Genomic DNA, 19998 nt, shown 5'->3' on the forward strand with positions numbered 1-19998 from the left:
GTCAGCCCAGTGGCAGCAGCACTGACGGCCTCAGGTCTGCCACGAAGCCCAGGGGATTGACGTACTCTCCGTCGCGCCGGACGCCCCAGTGCAGGCACGTGATGCTCCCGCAATGGCCGGGCTGCACGGTGCCTACAGTTTGTCCTTTGACCACGTGGTCGCCCTGTTTCAAGTCGCTGGTGACGGGTTCAAAACTGCTTTTGAGTCCGTTTCCCTGGTCGATCGTGAGGACAGGGCGGTCAACTACGACGCCGGCAAAGGCCACCACGCCATCGGACGGCGCGGTGACCGGTCCGCCGTCGGACGTCGGGCCCAAATCCACGCCGCGGTGTCCGCTCAGCCACGGCTTGTCCGGAGGGTCGAACGCCCGCAGGACGGTCGGCCTGGGGGAGAGCGGCCAGCTCCACTTCCCTCCGGGAGTGGGGTCGGCCGCGCCGGGACCTGCCAGGACGATGAGGGTCATAACAGTGAATAGGGCGGGTTTCAGGAAAGGCATGGGTCCAGCCTTCCGTGGGTGCGGACTCCGGGCGATGGCGGAGATCCCGTATGTGGACAACCGGTGGCGATGCGCGGTCATCCTGGCGGGCTCGCTGTAGTACACTTGGTGGAGCAGTTTGCTGTGCCCTCATGCTTGTTCAGGAACATGTCTCATTCAGATATGTGAGGGCCCCAGGCTGACTACGCGTATCCAGCCCTCCTCCAGCGAAGCCCAGTCTTCAGGCTGCGGAGGATTGTGCCTCTTGCGGTCCGGCGGAACCTTGGTTCCAGCCCGGATGAGAAGCGCAATGGATGCCAGGAGCCTCACCCGTCCGGGCAAAGGCTAAACAACCGTCAACTATTGGCAGGGTAAGAGCAGCCCTATGGGCTCTCTCATGAATGACCTGCCGGAAGGAGCGTCGGCATGCCCGTCGTAACCATGCGCCAGCTGCTTGACAGCGGCGTCCACTTTGGACACCAGACCCGTCGTTGGAACCCGAAGATGAAGCGCTTCATCTTCACGGAGCGCAACGGCATCTACATCATTGACCTCCAGCAGTCGCTGTCCTACATCGACCGCGCCTACGAGTTCGTCAAGGCTACTGTCGCCCACGGCGGCACCGTCCTGTTCGTCGGCACCAAGAAGCAGGCTCAGGAAGCAATTGCCGAGCAGGCTACCCGCGTTGGCCAGCCGTACGTCAACCAGCGTTGGTTGGGCGGTATGCTCACCAACTTCCAGACCGTTGCCAAGCGTATCCAGCGCATGAAGGAACTCGAAGAGATCAACTTCGACGACGTCGCCGGTTCTGCTTACACCAAGAAGGAGCTCCTGCTCCTCAAGCGTGAACTCACCAAGCTCGAGTCCAACCTCGGCGGTATCCGCAACCTGACCAAGGCTCCCTCGGTCCTCTGGGTTGTTGACACCAAGAAGGAACACCTTGCTGTTGACGAAGCCAAGAAGCTGAACATCCCGGTTGTTGCCATCCTGGACACCAACTGCGACCCCGACGAAGTTGACTTCCCGATCCCGGGCAACGACGACGCCATCCGCTCCGTCAACCTGCTCACCCGCGTTGTTGCCGACGCCGTAGCTGAGGGCCTCATCGCCCGCAACCAGCGCGCAACGGGCACCACCGAAGCTCCGGAAGAGCCGCTGGCCGAGTGGGAGCGCGAGCTCCTCGAAGGCAGCAAGGCCGAAGAAGCAGCAGCAGAGGCTCCCGCAGCCGAAGCTCCGGCTGCTGACGCAGCAGGCGAAGCCGAAGCCAAGTAAATCTTGACCTTCGCCGGCTCCGGAAACGGAGCCGGCGACAACTGACAGGATGGCGGCTCACAGGGTGGGCTGCCGTCCTTCAGTCACGTAAACACACAAATTTCTAGACAGAGGGGTTCACATGGCGAACTACACTGCTGCTGACATCAAGGCCCTGCGCGAGCGCACCGGCGCCGGCATGATGGACGTCAAGAAGGCTCTTGACGAAGCCAACGGTGACGCTGAGAAGGCCATCGAGATCATCCGCATCAAGGGCCTGAAGGGTGCTACCAAGCGCGAGGGCCGTTCCACCGCTGAAGGCCTGGTTGCTGCCAAGGTCAACGGTGGCGTTGGCGTAATGATCGAGGTCAACTGCGAGACCGACTTCGTGGCAAAGGCTGACAAGTTCATCCAGCTGGCTGACAAGGTCCTTAACGTTGCAGTCGAGTCCGGCGCTGCCGACCTCGAGACCCTGCTGGCCACCGAGGTCGACGGCAAGCCGTTGTCCGAGGTTGTTGTCGAAGAGGGCGCTGTCCTCGGCGAAAAGGTTGTTGTACGCCGTATCTCCCGCGTTGAGGGCACCACGGTTGACGCTTATCTGCACAAGACGTCCAAGGACCTCCCGGCCCAGGTTGGCGTTCTGTTCGCTGTCGACGGTGAAGGCGAAGCCGCTGAAACCGCCGCGCACGACATCGCTGTCCACGTTGCAGCCATGGCTCCGAACTACCTGACCCGCGAAGACGTTCCGGCCGAACTGGTCGAGTCCGAGCGTCGCATCGCCGAGGAGACGGCCAAGGCTGAAGGCAAGCCGGAAGCTGCCCTCTCCAAGATCGTCGAAGGCCGCGTGACGGGCTTCTACAAGGGTGAGGTTCTGGTTGACCAGGCATTCGCCAAGGATTCCAAGAAGACCGTTGCACAGGTCCTCGAAGAAGCCGGCGTCAAGGCAACCGCAGTAACCCGTTTCCGCGTCGGAAACTAGTAATTCATGAGAAGGGGTGGTCGCTTCGGTGGCCGCCCCTTTTTCATGCACGCGTTCGGGTAGTACCAGCGCGGACCAACAGCACGATAATCTAGCCAGAGTCCACCAACGGGAAGGCACCATGGAAACCGTCAACACTGCAATCCAGCCCGAGAAGACCCGCCGACGTGTACTTCTGAAACTTTCCGGCGAGGTCATCGGCGGAGGCAAGCTCGGCGTCGATCCCGAAACCGTCCGGGCCATTGCCAAGCAGATCGCAGCCGGTGTGGCCGACGTCGAAGTAGCGATCGTTGTTGGCGGAGGCAACTTCTTCCGTGGCGCTGAACTCTCCCAGAGCGGCATGGACCGCTCCCGCGCCGACTACATGGGCATGCTGGGGACCGTCATGAACTGCCTCGCGCTGCAGGACTTCCTCGAGCAGGCAGGCGTGGAAACCCGTGTCCAGAGCGCCATCACCATGGGACAGGTGGCCGAGGCCTACATTCCCCGCCGCGCCATCCGCCACATGGAAAAGGGCCGCGTGGTCATCTTCGGTGCCGGCGCGGGCCTGCCGTACTTCTCCACCGACACCGTGGCCGCGCAGCGGGCCCTGGAAGTACACGCCGACGTCGTGCTGATGGCCAAGAGCGGCGTTGACGGCGTTTACACCGCCGACCCCAAGAAGGACCCCACGGCCGAGAAGCTGGATGTCCTCAGCTACGACGACGCCCTGCGCCGCGACATCCGCGTGATGGACCAGACCGCCATGACCATGTGCAAGGACAACAACCTCTCCATGGTGGTGTTCGGCATGGAAGGCGAAGGCAACGTGACCCGCGCGATCCTGGGCGAAACGCTGGGAACCCTGGTAACTCCCTAGCAAGGGCTAGGATATTTCTAGGACCGTCCGCCACTGGTGGCGGATCTTTACTGTGCATTGCGGCCTGCAGTCGGGCAGCAACTATTTTCTGAGGAGAAACCCGTGATCGATGAGACCTTACTCGAAGCCGGCGAGAAGATGGACAAGGCCGTGGAAGTAGCCAAGGACGATTTCGCCACGATCCGTACCGGCCGGGCGAATCCCGGTCTCTACAACAAGGTCATCGTCGAGTACTACGGCACGCCCACTCCGCTCCAGCAGCTGGCCTCCTTTGGTGTGCCGGACGCACGGACCATCCTGATCACCCCTTACGACAAGACGGCCCTGCGCGACATCGAAAAGGCACTGAGTGACTCCGAAGTCGGAGCCAACCCGTCCAACGACGGCAACGTCATCCGCGTTACCATTCCGGAACTCACCAAGGAGCGCCGCAAGGAATACGTGAAGATCGTCAAGGGCAAGGGTGAGGACGCCAAGGTCTCCATCCGCAGCATCCGCCGCAAGGCAAAGGATGCCCTGGACAAGCTCGTCAAGGACGGCGACGCCGGTGAAGACGAGGGCGCACGGGCTGAGAAGGAGCTCGATGCCCTCACGAAGCAGCATGTCGACAGCATCGACGAGCTGCTCAAGCGCAAGGAAGCCGAGCTGCTCGAGGTCTGATGAACCAGGCTGAGCCGGCGCCCGCTGGACGGGTCCCGACACGCGATAACCCCAAGCGCGCCCGGCGCGTAAGGGCGAACCCCACACCCAAGGCGGGCCGAAACCTGCCGGCGGCGATCGGCGTCGGCCTTGCCATGCTGTTGGCCGTTTTGGGAGGGCTGTTGTTCCTCCCGCTGGGGTTCGTCCTGCTCACGACAGCCTTCGCCGTCCTGGGAGTGTGGGAAGTTTTCCGCGCCCTTGAAGCCCAAGGCACCAGGATGCCGATCATTCCAGTGATGGTCGGCAGCCTGGTGATGCCGGTTTCGGCCTATTTCGGCGGTCTCGAAGGCCTGCTCTTCACCATGACGGCAAGCTCGGTGGCGGTGCTGCTCTGGCGCTCCATCGAAAGCGCGGCCGGAGCGCCCCGGAGTGTCTTTGCCGGGGTCTTCACGCTGGCCTGGATCCCCTTCCTGATCAGCTTCGCTGCGCTGCCGCTGCACGCGAGTGGTGGGGCCACTCCCGTGGGTTTCTGGCCCCACGGAATCCCGGACGGTGCCTGGCAGATCGCATCGATGCTGCTGTTGGTGGTCTCCAATGACACTTTCGGCTACATTGTGGGAGCTTCGTTCGGCAAGCATCCCATGGCCCCGAAAATCAGTCCCAAGAAGTCCTGGGAGGGCTTCGCGGGATCTGTCGGCGGTGCCATGCTGATTGGCGTCCTTGCCTGCATCTTCCTGCTGGACAGGCCCTGGTGGGTTGGTCTGGTTCTTGCTGTTGGAATGGTTGCTGCGGCAACGGCGGGGGACTTGGCCGAGTCCATGGTCAAGAGAGAACTTGGCGTCAAGGACATGAGCAGCATCCTGCCTGGCCACGGTGGCGTGATGGACCGTCTGGACTCCATCGTGTTCGCGGCTCCGGTGGCCTATGTTTTGTTCGCGCTGTTGAGCGGCGTTTGACAACCGATGAAGGAAAGAAAAGTGGCCTTGGATATTCGACGCCAGATTCCCGCGACGTTTGACCGCGTGGAGCGCAGCAAATACGGCTATAACGCCAAGCAGGTTGATGAGTTCCTCCAGCGTGCAAGGACGTCGTTCGAGAACCCTGTAGGCGCCACGGACCAGGTTGCCAGCGTGGATGTCCGTGAGGTGGCTTTTGATCCCGTCAAAGGTGGTTATGACGCCCACAGCGTCGACGCCGCCCTGGACCGCCTGGAGGATGCCTTCGCGCGCCGGGAACGCGACGATCTGATCAGCCAAGAGGGCGAAGAAGCCTGGCTGCGCCAGATCGGCAAACTCTCCGGGATCCTACGCGGCAGGCTGCATAGGCCTGATGGCGAGCGTTTCCGCCGCCCGACAAGAAAGAGGACCCGCAGCTACAACGTCCAGGACGTCGACGCCCTCTGTGTCGAGTTGATCGGGTACCTGGAGAATGACCAGCCACTGAGCGTCGATACCGTTCGTCGCGCCGTGTTCCGTGCGGCCAAAGGCGACGAAGGCTACGAAGAGGCACAGGTGGATGCCTTCCTTGCCCGCGTCGTTGAACTGATGGCGGCAATCGACTAGTTCGGGCCAGTACTGGGGAAGATCGGTTGGTTATTCTTCCACACGTTGAGGTAGCGGCGCCTGCCCCGCTCCAGCGAGGTAGCGAAGAATGCCAGGGCAGCGACCACCGCGACGCCTGCTGCCAAGGGCACTGGAACCGCGAACGTCAACAGCGCCGATCCCACAAGCAACGCTATCAAGGCGGCGTTGACGGTTCCCATGAACACCATGCTGCTGCCGGCGACCTGGCTGAAGTCCGTTCGGCCACCGAGGAAGTAGTAGGTCTTCTTCGCGCCTTCTTCGTCATCCCTGTAGCCGGCCATCAGATAGGGCGCAACACCAGGATCCAGCGCCACATACGCTGCCCTTAGCCGGTTCATGGCAATGACGTACATAAGGTCTTCCATGCCAACGCTCATGACGCGGATATGCGTGAGCAAACCAACCACCACGTCGATGCTAAGAATTGTCAGGGCAAAGGCCCGGAAGGCATCGGAAAACTGCGTGGCGTTGCCCACCAGCGCCACGCTCAGCAGGCTGGCCGACGTGAACGTCAGGAACATGCTGATCCGGGTAAGGACTTCCCCTTGGGTGGTGCTGCGTGAGGCGAGCAGGCTCCAATGTTCAGTTGCCAGCAATTGCGCGCGAACGCTGGGCGACAACTCCCGCGGCCCGGCGGCAGGCGGCTCGTGGCCGGCAGATGGTGCTTCCTCCGACATGTCGACATTGTCCTCCTGGCCCGGGGCGCGGACAACAGGCAACTAGCGCTCGGTGGCTACAGGCCGTTCCGGAACATGCAGCCGGGACATCACGCGGTTCACTGACGCCGGCACCCGGTTCCGCGTCAGGAGCGAGACAAGCACCGTCATGGCGAACGCCGCCGGGACGGTCCACGCGGCCGGCTGGGCAAGCCAGGCCGGTGCGTTCCCGCCGCCCGTCAGGGTGCCGGCCACCATGGCGCCACCACAAAGCACAGCGCCGGTGGCCATCCCGGCTATGGCACCCACATCCGTTAGTCCCCGCCACCAGATACCCAGCAGCAGGACGGGGCAGATGGTTGAAGCCGTGAACGCGAAGACAAGGCCGACGCTCCCCGCCAGGGCCAGGGTGTCCGTCATGAAAGCAAAGCCCAAAGGCACGACGGCGGCCATCACCGCGGCGAGGCGGAACCCTCTGACGCTTCCCCCGAAAAGGTCCTGGCTGATGACACCGGACAGTGACACCACCAGCCCGGAGGTGGTGGACAGGAACGCAGCGAAGGCACCAGCGACCACCAGGGCTGACAACAAATCACCCGCGACGCCGCCGATCAGCTTGCCGGGGAGCAGCAGGACCAAGGCGTCGGCTTGTCCGGACTGGGCGAGTTCGGGTGCGAACATCCTTCCGACGGCGCCGGAGAGGGTGGGGAAAAGGTAGAAAACGGAGAGGAGCCCCAGCACGATCAACGTGGTCCGGCGAGCAGACTGGCCATCGGGGTTGGTGTAAAACCTGACCAGGACGTGCGGCAGTCCCAGGGTTCCGAACAGGAGGGCTACCAAAAGGGAGATGTGTTGGTAGACACCTGCGGGGGCCTGGCCGGTGGGATTGACCGGCAGGGGAGCTTGCGACGGGGTGTCGTTGCCTGCGAGCACCAGCAGGATGAACACCACGGGCACTGCCAGCGCGGTGAGTTTCAGCCAATATTGGAAAGCCTGCACAAACGTGATGGAGCGCATGCCGCCTGCCACGACCGTGAGGCACACGACCGCCACGACCGCCGTCGAACCTACCCACGACGGCAGGCCGGTGGTGATACGGATGGTGAGCGCCGCCCCGTGCAGTTGCGGAACGATGTACAGCCAGCCCACAGCCACCACCACCAGGCTGGTGACTCGGCGCACCACAGCGGAGTCGAGCCGGGCTTCGGTGAAATCGGGGATGGTGTAGGCACCCGAGCGGCGCAAGGGCGCGGCTACGAAGAGCAGCAGCATCAGGTAGCCGGCCGTGTAGCCCACGGGGAACCACAGGGCGTCCGTGCCGGAGAGCAGAATCAACCCGGCAACACCCAGGAAGCTCGCGGCCGAAAGGTATTCACCGCCGATGGCGGAGGCGTTCCACCACGGAGGGACGGTGCGTGAGGCGACATAGAAGTCGCTGGTGGTCCGCGATACCCGTAATCCATAAAACCCGATCACAGCGGTCGCAACTGAGACGGCGAGGAAAGCGAACAAGCCGACGGCCGGGTTCATTTGTCCTCCACCAGGTCCCTGTAGCGGGCTTCGTTGCGTGCGGCGGCACGGTTGTACAGCCAGGCGCTCAAACCGATGACGGGATAGATGCCGACCCCCAGGGTCAACCAGTCAAGCGGGATGCCGAAGACGCGGGTCCCTGCTACCCCGGGCCCATAGACGAGGATCGTCGCAAACACAGCGAGGATGATGAGGAATCCGCACGCGACCACCAGTGCCAGGCGCAATTGGGAGCGGATCAGGGAACGCACAAAAATCCTGCCGGCATCGGAATCCTCGGCAGCCTCCTGGGAGTGCAGCACGCGGCCGGAGGCCGGCGCTGCCTGCTGCCGGGGCGCAGTGACGCGGACGCGGGTCATGCCTGCGGCCGGATGCGGGTGGACTGCAGCTTGTCCCGGACTGACGGCAGATGCCTCCTGCTGATGGGTAGTTCGGCACCCGAAACGGCAACGCTGGGACCGGTGGTGGACAGCTTCAGGTGCTGCACGTGGTTCAGCGCAATCAGGTAGGAACGGTGGATGCGGATGAACCCGGCATCTGCCCATTTTTGCTCGAGGTCGGTCAGCGGAACCCGGATGAGATAGCTCGCCTCAGCCGTATGCAGCCGGGCGTAGTCGCCCTGTGCCTGGACATAGGTGACGTCGTCGCGGCGGATCATGCGGGTGGTGCTGCCCAGGTCGACTGTGATCATTTCAGGAGCGGGCGTTCCGTCCTTGATGAGTTCGCTGATCCGGTCCACCGAACGCGCCAGCCGTTCTGCCCTGAGCGGCTTGAGCAGATAGTCGACGGCGGCGAGGTCGAACGCCTCCAGGGCGCAGTCTTCGTCCGCGGTGACAAAAACGACGGCGGGCGGGTTGCTGCTGCGGGAAATGGCGCGGGCGATGTCCAAACCCGACAGGGCAGGCATGTGGATGTCCAGGAAGACGGCGTCCACCGCCTCGGTTTCCAGCTTGCGGAGCGCTTCGGTTCCGGAGGACGCCCGGTGGATGGCGCCAATCCTTGAATCCCGTCCGAGGAGGAATGCAAGTTCTTCCACCGCGGGTAGTTCGTCATCAGCGACGAGCACGTTGATCATGATTAAAGACTAACCGTCACCTCAGGCGTCGTGTCCGGGCTGGGACTTGGGCACACGAAGGGTGATCAGCGTGCCCTCGCCGGGAGCGGTGTCGATCACCAGGCCATGTTCATCACCGTAGACCTGCCGCAGGCGCGCATCAACGTTCCGAAGCCCCACATGGTCGCCATCGGTGTGCCCGGCGAGGACCGACCGCAGATGTTCCGGGTCCATACCCACGCCGTCGTCCTCTATGGTGACCTCGGCGAAAGCACCCGAGTCGTTGGCACAAATGGTGATGTGCCCCGGTCCTTCCTTCGCCTCAAGGCCGTGCCGCACAGCGTTTTCCACCAAGGGCTGGAGGCTGAGGAAGGGGATGACGGTGCTCAGGACTTCCGGCGCGATGCGAAGGCTGACCTGGACGCGCTCGCCGAAGCGTGCCCGCTCCAGCAGCAGATAGCGGTCGATGCAGCGCAGTTCCTCCGCCACGGTGGTGAAGTCGCCGTGACGACGGAAGGAGTACCTGGTGAAGTCGGCGAACTCCACCACAAGTTCCCTGGCCCGGGCCGGGTCTGTGTTGATGAATGATGCAATGGCATTTAGGGAGTTGTAGATGAAGTGCGGGCTGATCTGGGCCCGCAGCGCCCTGACCTCTGCTTCCATCAGCAGCGTTCTGGAAGCTTCCAGTTCTGCCAGCTCCAGCTGGGCCGCGACCCAATCAGCAACTTCACTGGTGGCCCGCACCAGGCCCGCACCGGCGGCCGGTGCCAGGGCTGCCACCGACCCCACAACCCGTGATCCGGCGCGGATCGGGGCGATGACGGCACTGAATGCGGGTCCGGACTGGTTGGTTGAGTGCCCAACGTGCGGAACAACGGCGGTCCGCCCCGTCGCCAGGACATCGGCCGCAATCCCCATCAGCGAGGCCCGGAGGTCCTCACCGGCCCCATCCCAGGCAAGTACTGAACTGGTGTCTGTCATGGCAAAAGCGTCGCACCCGAGCAGGACGCGCAACTGCCTGCTGGCTTTGGCCGCGCCGGCAGGTTGGAGGCCACCGCGCAGGTGCTGCCCGGCCCGCGACGCTGCATGCAGCGTGTTGTACGTAGCGCGTTCGGCGTCAGTGCCAAGGTCACGGAAGGACCGGATCACCTTCAGGCCAACGCCCACGACGACGGCGACAGCCAACGCGATCACTGCGATGGCGGCGGCGGTGAAGAGCGGGGAGTCGGGCATAAGGCCAGAGTAGCCCGAGGTGCCCGGCATCCCTGCTTCCACCTGTGCTTTTACCTCAAAGCCACCGTTTGGCGCAGTGGCACAGCCGCTGGGCGATGACCGCTGCTGAAGTTCTGGAAGGGAACCCGGAGCGCATTCGATAGTGATTGCAGTCACATCAGCCGCGCGTGGGAGCTGACGTGCTCATCACAACAGGAGGAACCATGGGTAATGAGGCCCAACCCCAGGACGCAACTGCGTCCGTGGACTTCCAGGAAGTCCAACAGACGGAACGGTTCAGAACGCTGCGGAAGCGGCACCGGAGCTTTGTCTTCCCCATGGCAGTCATTTTTCTGCTGTGGTATTTCGCGTATGTCCTGCTGGCCGACTACGCCGTCGCCTTCATGTCCATCAAAGTCTGGGGCAACATCAACGTCGGCCTGATCCTGGGCCTGCTCCAGTTCGTCACCACCTTCGGTATTACGGCTTGGTACGTGAGCTATTCCAACAGAAAACTCGACCCCATCGCGGCAGAGATCCGCAATGAGATCGAAGGCCACGAATTCGACAAGGACAGCAGCGTGACGCACGGAGGAGCCAAATGAACACCACAATGGTCCCCGCAGTCGAAGTCGCTGCGTTGAAGGACACCACGCTCCTGAACATGGGTATCTTCGCCCTGTTCGTCGCGGTCACCATGGTGATCGTTTTCCGGGCCAGCCGGAACAACAAGACTGCCGCCGACTACTACGCAGCCGGCCGCTCCTTCACCGGATCCCAGAACGGCACTGCCATCGCCGGTGACTACCTCTCCGCGGCATCTTTCCTTGGTATCACCGGTGCCATCGCGATCAACGGCTACGACGGGTTCCTCTACTCCATCGGCTTCCTGGTTGCCTGGCTGGTGGCGCTGCTGCTGGTGGCCGAGCTGCTCCGCAACACCGGCAAGTTCACCATGGCCGACGTTCTGTCCTTCCGCCTGCGGCAACGCCCGGTGCGGATCGCCGCGGCACTGTCCACACTGGCAGTCTGCTTCTTCTACCTGCTCGCCCAGATGGCCGGCGCGGGAAGCCTTATTTCGCTTCTGCTGGGAATCAGCGACTGGGGCGGACAAGCTCTGGTGATCATCGTCGTCGGCGCTTTGATGATCATGTACGTGCTCATCGGCGGCATGAAGGGCACCACCTGGGTCCAGATCATCAAAGCCATCCTTCTGATTGCGGGTGCCGCGGTCATGACCGCAATGGTGCTGGCGATCTATGGCTTCAACCTGTCCAGCCTGCTGGGCTCCGCCGCTGAGGCCGCCAACAACCCGAACGTCCTGAACCCCGGCCTGCAATACGGCAAGACGGAAACATCCAAGCTGGACTTCATGTCGCTCGGCCTCGCCCTGGTCCTTGGAACGGCGGCCCTGCCCCACGTCCTCATGCGCTTCTACACGGTTCCAACCGCAAAGGAAGCACGGAAATCCGTTGTGTGGGCCATCTGGCTTATCGGCTTGTTCTACCTCTTCACCTTGGTGCTGGGCTACGGTGCAGCAGCCCTGGTGGGTGCGGACACGATCAAATCAGCTCCCGGCGGCGTCAACTCCGCAGCACCGCTTCTGGCGTTCCACCTCGGCGGGCCGTTGCTCCTTGGTTTCATCTCGGCAGTGGCCTTCGCAACCATCCTGGCGGTGGTGGCCGGCCTGACCATCACGGCGGCAGCCTCATTCGCCCACGACATCTACGCAAACGTCATCGCCAAGGGTAAAGCGGATGCGACCACCGAAGTGAAGGTGGCCCGTCGCACGGTGGTGGTGATCGGTGTCCTCGCCATCCTGGGTGGCATCTTCGCCAACGGGCAGAATGTGGCCTTCCTGGTGGCACTGGCCTTCGCTGTTGCGGCGTCGGCCAACCTGCCAACCATCGTGTACTCGCTGTTCTGGAAGAAGTTCACCACGCAGGGCGCAGTGTGGAGCATGTACGGCGGCCTGGCTGCTGCCATCCTGCTGATCACGTTCTCGCCCGTGGTCTCAGGCGCCAAGACGTCCATGATTCCCGGTGCCAACTTCGCCTTCTTCCCGCTGAGCAACCCGGGTATCGTCTCCATCCCGCTGGCGTTCTTCCTGGGCTGGCTCGGTACCGTCCTGGATAAGCGGCGCGAAGATCCGGCCAAGCAAGCGGAAATGGAAGTGCGCTCGCTGACCGGTATTGGAGCGGAGAAGGCAGTAAACCACTAAACAGCACAAGAAAAGGGCTCCCCTGGAAACCGTCCGTTTCCGGGGGAGCCCTTGTGTGCGGGGTTATTTCTTCAGGCTGAGCCACTCCTGCAGCCGCGCCAACGGCCACGTGGTAACGATGCGTTCGGTGGGCACCCCCAGGGCTTCGGCGCGCTGGGCACCGTATTGAAGGAAATCCAGTTGCCCGGGGGCGTGGGCATCACTGTCGATGCTGAACAGGCACCCAGCGTCCAGGGCCAGCTTGATCAGGTCATCCGGTGGGTCCTGCCGTTCCGGACGCGAGTTTATTTCGACGGCGACACCCCAGTCGGCGCACTCCCTGAAGACTTTGGGGGCGTCAAACTCCGATTGGGGACGGGTTCCGCGCGACCCTTGGACGAGCCGCCCGGTGCAATGTCCCAGGACGTTGGTGTGGGGATCGCTGATGCCGCCGAGCATCCGGGCAGTCATGGTTTTCTTGTCGGCACGGAGCTTGGAATGCACGCTGGCCACCACGACGTCGAGCTTGTCCAGCATGTCGGGGGTTTGGTCCAGGGTGCCGTCCTCCAGGATGTCCACCTCTATGCCCTTGAGCAAGCGGAAACCGTTCCGGGCGGAATTGATTCCGTCCACTATGCCCAGCTGTTGCTCAAGCCTTTCGACGCTAAGGCCATTGGCGATCGTGAGGTTGGGGGAGTGGTCGGTCAGGGCAAGGTACTCCCGGCCGAGGGTTTGGGCCGCGGAGACCATGGCTTCAACGGGGGAGCCGCCGTCGGACCAGTTGCTGTGGCTGTGCAGGTCTCCGCGCAGCGCGGCTTTGATGGTCTCTCCCCCCGGGGCAAGCGCCTCGGCGCCCTTCTCGCGGAGGCCGGCCAGGTAGTCGGGGACCCGGTCTTCCAGTGCCTGGGTGATGACCTCAGCGCTGCGGCTGCCAACGCCCTTGAGGGTGGTGATCCTTCCGCTTGCAACCAACCGTGCCAGATCGTCGGCCGGCAGCTTCCGTACGGCGTCGGCCGCTTTCCGGAAGGCCTGGACCTTGAAAGTGGGGGCCAGGCTGCGTTCCAGCCAGAAGGAAATTTCGTCGAGCGCCTCAATGGGATCCATGGCTCCATGATCCACGAACCTGGCGCACCATCAACAGTGGGCAAGTCATCGATGGTGCGCCGGTCCGATGACCACCGCCTAGTGGTGGTGGCCCGGGTCCAGGGCGGGATTGGAGCCCTGGCCGCTTTCTCCGCCGGGGGCCTGGCCGTGTTCCCCGTGCGGTACGGCGTGCTGGCCGGCCATCGATGCGGCCAGGCCGGGTGTGGCGACTGAAGCAACAACGACGGCGGCTCCGAACGCGGCTGCCAGAAGCCGCCCGGTCCTTGGCTGGCCGTGGGTGCCGCCGTCGTTGGTCTTTTGCTGCCGCCTGAGCCAGCCCGCTCCGGCGAGTGCCATGAGGGTCAGGCCAAGGGCGGCAAAGTGGCTCACTTCAAGTGAGCGCCGGGTTGCCAAGTCTGTGGCAGCGACTGCTACATGCGCGGCCGCCGCCGCAGCGAGCACCGGAAGCGCGCAGCGTGCCATCACGAGCGAGTTGCGGTGCAGCCCCCACAGCGACCAAGCCAGGAAGGCAAGGCCTGCTGCAAGGGTTGCAACGCCGGCAACCACCGTGCCGATGGAAGAGGATCCAGCACCGGCGAGGTAGCCGGCAGCAAGAGACAGTTCAACCATCCCTGCTGCCATCGCAGCGAAGTAGACGTACAGCACAACTGCTGCCCTCAGGGTGGGGTGTTTCACTCGATCCATGGCGGTTACCGTCCTCTGCTCGTTGGGCTCTGGCGTTACGGGCTGGCGTTACAGGCCGTTGCTCAGGCGCGGGCGGAGGCTACGGCTGCCTTGTCCTGCGACAACGCGACTCCCAGGAGGACGACGGCACTGGCGAGGTGGAGGACGTTGTCGGCGCCGTTGAGGGCGATGATGTTCAACGAGCTTCCGACGAGGAAGAGGCCGAGGATACCGACCAGCAGGTACACGCCGCCGACTGCGGTGTTGATGGACTTGGACAGCGTGACGCCGTTCAGGCCGGCGTACAGGAGGGCTGCGCCAATGGCCAAGTGGATGATGTTGTGAAGCGGGTTCACAGCGAAGATGATCAAGTTGGCGCCCTCGGTGGCGAAGAAGCCGATTCCCGAGGTGACGAAGAAGCCGAGCACGCCTACCAGGAGGTAGACGGCTCCGAAGATGGTGGCGATCAAGCGATTGGGCGAAGTACGCATTGGTCCGAGCCTTCCAGTGATGGCCGGGATTTCCGGCCGACCTGCTGAGCCCCGGGTGGGACTCTCATGCAGTAATTCGGACCAGGCGTTTGAGCGGATGGGTGGGCGGTGGATTATTTTTTCCCGGGTCAGGGCCGCAGGCGGATGCTGCTCATCTTGAGCTCGTTCGTACCCTCGAAGACGTACTGGAGATCGATGGTCTTCCCGTCGCACTGCAACGTGCCTGCGAGGTTCGCTTTGTTGTTGCCGTTCTCCGAGTTGACGCTGACGGAGTTGTAGTTCGGCTTGCAGGAATTGTCCAACTCCAGGCTCGCGATCCCGTCTACGAAAGACTGCTTGTCCAACTCATCCTTAAGTGGCTGGCTGAGGTAGTTGTCGTAGGCCTGTTCCGATTGTCCAGTGACTACCAGGTTGGTGAATTCATCCGCCAGCGAGCGTGCCTTCGATGTAGCGTTGCCCACCACGTTGACCAATATCACGACGCCAATAACCGCGAGCACGATGACGCCGGCCACGATGCCCAGCACGATCCACAGGACCTTTCGGTTCTTTCGGGGAGGCTGCTGGCCGTACGGGCCTGGTTGGTATTGGCCGGATTGGTAGTGTCCGGGCGGGTATTGGCCTGCTTGGCTTTGACCGCCGGGATAGGGGTTTTGCTGGTACGCGCCCGGTGCGGCGTGCTGAGGGTCTCCAGCCTGGGCAGAAGCGGACGACGGCGGCTGTTGCCACTGCGGCGGGGCGCTGTTCTGAGGTGGATAAGAGGGTTGCGGGGCGCCGTTCTGCGGTGGGTACCCGGGCCCGGGCGGAACAGGAGGCGGGTAATGGCCGGGTTGGTTTTGATCTGGTTGCTTTTGACCGCTCTGGTCGTGACCCGGTTCTTGCGGATTGCTCACGGTAGTGCCCCTTTCGGCAGCCTTCGGCAGCGCCACCACCTGCCCGGGATCCTCTGGGCGGCCCCCGGTGCGTCCTCTTGAATCAAAGCGCATCCCTGCTTCCTTGGGCAAGAGGCCCGCCGAACCGAGCGGGTAGACGACTGATTCACGCCTCGGAACGGCGCCCCAGAAGCGGCTGCACGCGGTAGGGAATCATTTCCCGCATGGCCAGCGCGGTGTCCGTCCTGTCCACTCCGTCGCACCCGAGGATCTTTCCGTTGATGCGGTAAAGATCTTCGGCATCCAAGGCCACAACGCGCAGCAACAGGTCTGCCGAACCCGTAAGCCCGAAGCCTTCAAGAATCTCCGGGATGTCGGCAAGATCCTGGGCCAGGGAAGCGAGCTTTTGCTGTTGTACGTGGACTGTGATGAACGCGGTCAGCGGGTAGCCCAGGGCGACAGGGTTGATTCTCCGTTCGAATGACAGGAACGCGTGCTTCTTCTCAAGCTGGGCCATGCGGGCCTGCACGGTGTTCCGGGACAATCCCAGCTTCTGGGCCAGAGCCACCACGGTGCCCCGTGGATCCTTGGCCATTGCTGAGAGGAGCCGGGTGTCAGTGCCATCCAAGGGTTGCATAATGCGCAAGATTAGCACGCTGCCGATGCGGGAAATAGTGCACAATGCTCAATTTTCCGACAGGTAGTTGTACGTGGTGCCTTGCGTGAGTAGGGTCACATTTAACTCCGGCGAAGGCGCCGGAGGGCCGGCGTGCGGCAGGACCACAAGTCCCGCGAGCGCCGACGAAAACGAGCCGGAAGGTTGCGATCACCTGTGTTAACGGATCAGGCGGGCAAGGGAGTGCATGATGACGCTCCGGGCCCTGGACTAAGTGCACAAATTTCCCTGCGGACTGGTGGCGATCTGCTCCAGTTGGTGTCCCCGGACGGCGAGCGCATCAGCCATCCCGAGTTCGATGTATGGGTCAAAGATGTCGGCGACGAACAACTGTGCTCCCTGTATGAGGACATGACCGTCATCCGCCGTATCGATGCAGAAGCAACGGCGCTCCAGCGTCAGGGCGAGCTGGCACTCTGGCCTCCACTTCTGGGCCAGGAAGCAGCCCAGATCGGTTCAAGCCGGTCCTTGCGCGACGACGACTTTGTCTTCCCGAGCTACCGCGAAAGTGGCGTTGCCTATGTTCGCGGCGCCCATCTTTCCGAGATCGCGCGCGTGTGGCGCGGAAATGCTTCGTATGGCTGGGACCCGCAGCGCATCAACCTGGCGACGCCGCAGATCATCATCGGATCCCAAAGCCTGCACGCTACCGGCTACGCCATGGGTGTGCAGTTGGACGGCGCCAACACAGCGGTCCTTGCCTACTTTGGCGACGGAGCCACCAGTGAGGGCGATGTGAACGAGGCTATGGTGTTCGCAGCCAGCTACCAGGCGCCGGTGGTGTTTTTCTGCCAGAACAATCATTGGGCCATCTCGGAGCCTGTCCGTATCCAGTCGCACGTGCAGTTGGCCGACCGGCCCACCGGATTCGGTATCCCCAGCATGCGCGTGGACGGCAACGACGTCCTGGCCGTCATGGCAGCCACCCGTGTGGCTCTGGACCGTGCCCGGAAGGGCGGAGGACCAACCTTTATCGAGGCCGTCACCTACCGCATGGGTCCGCACACCACTGCGGACGACCCCACCCGCTACCGTGACCCCATCGAGCTGGAGGACTGGGCGGCCAAGGACCCCATTCTCAGGCTCCGGAAGCTCCTCGAGGCGAAGGGCCTGCTCACGGACGACGTGGAGGCACGCGTCAAAGCCAAGGCTGACGACGTTGCCGGGGAACTCCGCTCCAGCTGCATCGGCATGCCCGACCCGCAGCCCTTGGACGTCTTCAACCACGTCTACAGCACGCCGAATTCCTGGATCGAACGCCAAAAGGACCACTACTCCCGCTACCTGAACAGTTTTAGCCAGCCAGTCGAGTTTAGCCAGCCAGTCGAGGAAGGTGCACGCTGATGTCCAAGCTCACGTTTGCCCGGGCCATCAACGCCGGCCTCCGGAAATCGCTCGAGAATGATCCCAAAGTGGTCCTCATGGGGGAAGACATTGGCTCCCTTGGAGGTGTCTTCCGTGTGACGGACGGCTTGCAGAAGGATTTCGGAAAGCACCGCGTCATTGATTCCCCTCTTGCCGAGTCGGGCATCATCGGCACCGCAGTAGGTTTGGCGTACCGCGGATACCGGCCGGTGTGCGAGATCCAATTCGATGGGTTTATCTACCCGGCGTTCGACCAGATCGTCAGCCAGGTTGCCAAGATGCACTACCGCACCCAAGGCCGTGTCAAAATGCCTATTACCATCCGCGTTCCCTTCGGCGGCGGGATCGGGTCCCCGGAGCACCACTCCGAATCGCCCGAAGCGTACTTCACCCACACCTCGGGGCTGCGGGTGGTTGCAGTGTCCAATCCCCAGGACGCCTACACGATGATCCAGCAGGCCATCGCTTCGGACGACCCCGTTCTTTATTTTGAGCCCAAACGGCGGTACCACGACAAGGGCGATGTGGACGAGTCGATCGACCTCTCCAGAGCATTGCCGCTGGACAAGGCCGCAGTGGTGAACGCCGGCGACGACGTCACCCTGGTTGCGTACGGCCCGCTGGTCAAAACCGCCAAGGATGCTGCCATGGCCGCCGCTGACGAAGGCATTTCGGTGGAAGTGATTGACCTCAGGTCGCTGGCTCCCGTTGATTACCCTGTGGTGGAGGCCTCGGTCCGAAAGACAGGGCGGCTGGTCATCACCCATGAAGCCGGGCAATCCGGCGGCCTCGGAGCTGAAATCGCCGCGAGCATTACCGAACGCTGCTTCAACTACCTCGAGTCTGCGCCCGTCCGAATCACCGGCTTTGACGTTCCGTATCCTTACTCAAAGCTCGAAATGCACCACCTGCCGGATCTGGACAGGATTCTTGACGGTGTGGACCGCGCCCTCGGCCGCCCCAACTCCCTGAGTGGACTGGAAGGATGACCGCCACCATGATCAAGGAATTCAGGCTCCCTGACCTCGGTGAGGGACTGACCGAATCGGAAATCCTGAGTTGGAAGGTGGCAGTGGGGGACACTGTCACGTTGAACCAAGTCATTGCCGAGGTCGAAACCGCCAAAGCCGTGGTGGAGCTGCCTTCGCCGTTCGCTGGCACTGTGGCTGCCCTCCATGAGCAGCCCGGGACCGTGGTGGAGGTTGGGAAACCGATTGTCTCCTTCGAGGTTGACGACGCCGGAATCTCCAACGGGAATGGCGCGCCTGTTGCCGGCGGCACCTCCGCAGACGGCGGTTCTGATGACGCCGACCAAGCGAGTCCGGCGAAACGCGAGCCGAACCTGGTTGGCTACGGCGCCGTCGTCGAACACTCAGGCCGCCCTGCAAGACGGGCCCGCAGCCAGCAGCAGCCTGCAGGCCCGGCTGCTGAACCGGTGATCCCGCAGCGGGCCGAGCCCGCCGCTGAGCGGCCGCGCTCAACGCCTCCAGTGCGCAAGCTGGCCCGCGACCTCGGGATCGACCTTGAGCAAGTTTCCGGAACCGGACCCGGCGGCTTGATTACCCGCGAAGACGTTCAGGCCTTCACCGGAACAACCGAAGCACCTTCGGCGCCCGTTTCCCAGGAGGGGCGCGAAACCCGTACGCCTATTAAGGGTGTCCGCAAGTTCACCGCTGCGGCCATGGTCGCTAGTGCCTTCACCGCCCCGCACGTGACGGAGTTCCTGACCGTCGACGTGACCGCAACCATGGAGTTGCTGGCGAGGTTGAAAGGCAACAAGGCGTTCGAGGGCTACAAGCTGACGCCGTTGACCATCGCCGCGAAGGCGGTCCTGGTAGCGCTGCGGAACAATCCGACACTGAACTCCCGTTGGGATGAGTCAAGCCAGGAAATAATTCAGTTCAACTATGTGAACCTGGGCATTGCTGCGGCGACCCCGCGTGGCCTGACGGTGCCGAATATCAAGGACGCCGACCAGCTGACGCTTCGTGAGCTTTCCACCGCGCTGACGGAACTGACGGAGACCGCTCGAGCCGGGAAGACCTCGCCCGCGGATCTCTCCGGCGGCACCATATCAATTACCAACATCGGAGTCTTCGGGATCGATGCCGGCACCCCCATACTGAACCCAGGAGAGGCGGCGATTCTGGCTTTGGGCGCCGTCAGGAAGGCACCGTGGGTTGTCGATGATCAACTGGCGGTTCGGCAGGTGATGTCGCTCAGCTTGTCGTTCGATCACCGGCTGGTGGACGGTGAACAAGGCTCGCGATTCCTCGCTGACCTCGGCGCCATCCTGGGAGACCCCGCCATGGTCATGACCATGATCTAGTTGCACAGGCTGCGTCGGCCCATCCCTTTACGAGTGCTTGCAGGAAACTGCTGTCAAGGG

Annotated in this window: 22 protein-coding genes; 11 read left to right on the forward strand and 11 right to left on the reverse strand. The window is 63.0% G+C overall.

The annotated features are described in order from the left end of the window. Nucleotide 1: 1 nt before the first annotated feature. Nucleotides 2-496: a M23 family metallopeptidase gene (locus N5P29_RS07475; RefSeq protein WP_410007904.1), complete on the reverse strand. Its 495-nt coding sequence runs from the start codon at nucleotides 494-496 to the stop codon at nucleotides 2-4. A gap of 405 nt (nucleotides 497-901) precedes the next feature. Between N5P29_RS07475 and rpsB the strand changes: the two genes are divergently transcribed. The 6 genes from rpsB to N5P29_RS07505 all read left to right on the forward strand — a co-directional run bounded on the left by rpsB (nucleotide 902) and on the right by N5P29_RS07505 (nucleotide 5765). Next, nucleotides 902-1747, forward strand: coding sequence for a 30S ribosomal protein S2 (rpsB, locus tag N5P29_RS07480; RefSeq protein ID WP_262277982.1), 846 nt, complete (start codon nucleotides 902-904; stop codon nucleotides 1745-1747). A 121-nt stretch (nucleotides 1748-1868) separates the two neighbouring features. Then, nucleotides 1869-2705 (forward strand): translation elongation factor Ts, encoded by an 837-nt coding sequence (tsf, locus tag N5P29_RS07485; RefSeq protein WP_262277983.1) that lies wholly within the window; start codon nucleotides 1869-1871, stop codon nucleotides 2703-2705. Between the two features lie 121 nt (nucleotides 2706-2826). After that, on the forward strand, nucleotides 2827-3564 hold the full coding sequence (gene pyrH / locus N5P29_RS07490; RefSeq protein WP_018777485.1) for a UMP kinase: 738 nt from the start codon (nucleotides 2827-2829) through the stop codon (nucleotides 3562-3564). 102 nt (nucleotides 3565-3666) lie between these two features. After that, the gene (gene frr / locus N5P29_RS07495) at nucleotides 3667-4224 is read left to right on the forward strand and encodes a ribosome recycling factor (protein ID WP_262277984.1); all 558 of its coding nucleotides are present in this window, start codon (nucleotides 3667-3669) and stop codon (nucleotides 4222-4224) included. Continuing rightward, entirely contained in the window at nucleotides 4224-5159 is a 936-nt protein-coding gene (locus N5P29_RS07500) for a phosphatidate cytidylyltransferase (protein ID WP_262277985.1), read from the forward strand. The genes frr and N5P29_RS07500 overlap by 1 nt, the downstream gene beginning before the upstream one ends. Before the next feature lie 21 nt (nucleotides 5160-5180). Beyond that, on the forward strand, nucleotides 5181-5765 hold the full coding sequence (locus N5P29_RS07505; protein ID WP_262277986.1) for a DivIVA domain-containing protein: 585 nt from the start codon (nucleotides 5181-5183) through the stop codon (nucleotides 5763-5765). On the opposite strand, the gene N5P29_RS07510 is transcribed toward N5P29_RS07505, so the two are convergent. Genes N5P29_RS07510 through N5P29_RS07530 form a run of 5 tightly spaced genes read right to left on the reverse strand, consistent with a single transcriptional unit; the run spans nucleotide 5762 to nucleotide 10259 of the window. Beyond that, nucleotides 5762-6463 (reverse strand): hypothetical protein, encoded by a 702-nt coding sequence (locus N5P29_RS07510; protein WP_262277987.1) that lies wholly within the window; start codon nucleotides 6461-6463, stop codon nucleotides 5762-5764. The genes N5P29_RS07505 and N5P29_RS07510 overlap by 4 nt on opposite strands. 42 nt (nucleotides 6464-6505) lie before the next feature. Then, nucleotides 6506-7972 (reverse strand): sodium/solute symporter, encoded by a 1467-nt coding sequence (locus N5P29_RS07515; protein ID WP_262277988.1) that lies wholly within the window; start codon nucleotides 7970-7972, stop codon nucleotides 6506-6508. After that, nucleotides 7969-8331 carry a DUF485 domain-containing protein gene (locus N5P29_RS07520; RefSeq protein WP_262277989.1) on the reverse strand — a complete coding sequence of 121 codons (363 nt, stop codon included), beginning with the start codon at nucleotides 8329-8331 and terminating at the stop codon, nucleotides 7969-7971. The genes N5P29_RS07515 and N5P29_RS07520 overlap by 4 nt, the downstream gene beginning before the upstream one ends. Next, nucleotides 8328-9047 (reverse strand): LytR/AlgR family response regulator transcription factor, encoded by a 720-nt coding sequence (locus N5P29_RS07525; protein WP_262277990.1) that lies wholly within the window; start codon nucleotides 9045-9047, stop codon nucleotides 8328-8330. Before N5P29_RS07525 ends, N5P29_RS07520 begins: the two co-directional genes overlap by 4 nt. A 21-nt stretch (nucleotides 9048-9068) precedes the next feature. Continuing rightward, nucleotides 9069-10259: a sensor histidine kinase gene (locus N5P29_RS07530; protein ID WP_262277991.1), complete on the reverse strand. Its 1191-nt coding sequence runs from the start codon at nucleotides 10257-10259 to the stop codon at nucleotides 9069-9071. A gap of 203 nt (nucleotides 10260-10462) precedes the next feature. Here N5P29_RS07530 and N5P29_RS07535 point away from each other — a divergent pair, with 203 nt between their 5' ends. Both N5P29_RS07535 and N5P29_RS07540 read left to right on the forward strand, forming a co-directional pair. Next, a complete protein-coding gene (locus N5P29_RS07535; protein ID WP_262278532.1) occupies nucleotides 10463-10843 on the forward strand; it encodes a DUF485 domain-containing protein in 381 nt (126 codons plus the stop codon). Then, nucleotides 10840-12459 (forward strand): monocarboxylic acid transporter, encoded by a 1620-nt coding sequence (locus tag N5P29_RS07540; protein WP_262277992.1) that lies wholly within the window; start codon nucleotides 10840-10842, stop codon nucleotides 12457-12459. The genes N5P29_RS07535 and N5P29_RS07540 overlap by 4 nt, the downstream gene beginning before the upstream one ends. Nucleotides 12460-12522: 63 nt before the next feature. Here the strand turns inward: N5P29_RS07540 and N5P29_RS07545 are convergent, their stop codons facing one another. The 5 genes from N5P29_RS07545 to N5P29_RS07565 all read right to left on the reverse strand — a co-directional run bounded on the left by N5P29_RS07545 (nucleotide 12523) and on the right by N5P29_RS07565 (nucleotide 16205). Beyond that, complete coding sequence (locus N5P29_RS07545; protein WP_262277993.1) at nucleotides 12523-13542, reverse strand: PHP domain-containing protein; 1020 nt, start codon at nucleotides 13540-13542, stop codon at nucleotides 12523-12525. 78 nt (nucleotides 13543-13620) lie between these two features. Then, complete coding sequence (locus tag N5P29_RS07550) at nucleotides 13621-14226, reverse strand: hypothetical protein (RefSeq protein ID WP_262277994.1); 606 nt, start codon at nucleotides 14224-14226, stop codon at nucleotides 13621-13623. 62 nt (nucleotides 14227-14288) lie between these two features. Continuing rightward, nucleotides 14289-14696 (reverse strand): DUF4383 domain-containing protein, encoded by a 408-nt coding sequence (locus tag N5P29_RS07555; RefSeq protein WP_262277995.1) that lies wholly within the window; start codon nucleotides 14694-14696, stop codon nucleotides 14289-14291. Nucleotides 14697-14824: 128 nt separating this feature from the next. After that, the gene (locus N5P29_RS07560; protein ID WP_262277996.1) at nucleotides 14825-15223 is read right to left on the reverse strand and encodes a hypothetical protein; all 399 of its coding nucleotides are present in this window, start codon (nucleotides 15221-15223) and stop codon (nucleotides 14825-14827) included. Nucleotides 15224-15734: 511 nt separating this feature from the next. Then, a complete protein-coding gene (locus N5P29_RS07565; protein WP_262278533.1) occupies nucleotides 15735-16205 on the reverse strand; it encodes an Lrp/AsnC family transcriptional regulator in 471 nt (156 codons plus the stop codon). 195 nt (nucleotides 16206-16400) lie between these two features. Between N5P29_RS07565 and pdhA the strand changes: the two genes are divergently transcribed. From pdhA to N5P29_RS07580, 3 genes are read left to right on the forward strand one after another with little or no spacing between them, the layout of a single operon-like run. Continuing rightward, the gene (gene pdhA / locus N5P29_RS07570) at nucleotides 16401-17588 is read left to right on the forward strand and encodes a pyruvate dehydrogenase (acetyl-transferring) E1 component subunit alpha (protein WP_410007905.1); all 1188 of its coding nucleotides are present in this window, start codon (nucleotides 16401-16403) and stop codon (nucleotides 17586-17588) included. Further along, the gene (locus tag N5P29_RS07575; RefSeq protein ID WP_262277998.1) at nucleotides 17588-18598 is read left to right on the forward strand and encodes an alpha-ketoacid dehydrogenase subunit beta; all 1011 of its coding nucleotides are present in this window, start codon (nucleotides 17588-17590) and stop codon (nucleotides 18596-18598) included. Before pdhA ends, N5P29_RS07575 begins: the two co-directional genes overlap by 1 nt. Then, nucleotides 18595-19938, forward strand: a complete 1344-nt coding sequence (locus N5P29_RS07580) for a dihydrolipoamide acetyltransferase family protein (protein WP_262277999.1) — start codon at nucleotides 18595-18597, stop codon at nucleotides 19936-19938. Before N5P29_RS07575 ends, N5P29_RS07580 begins: the two co-directional genes overlap by 4 nt. Nucleotides 19939-19998: the final 60 nt, after the last annotated feature.

The sequence above is a fragment of the Paenarthrobacter sp. JL.01a genome (genome assembly GCF_025452095.1).
Lineage (GTDB): Bacteria > Actinomycetota > Actinomycetes > Actinomycetales > Micrococcaceae > Arthrobacter.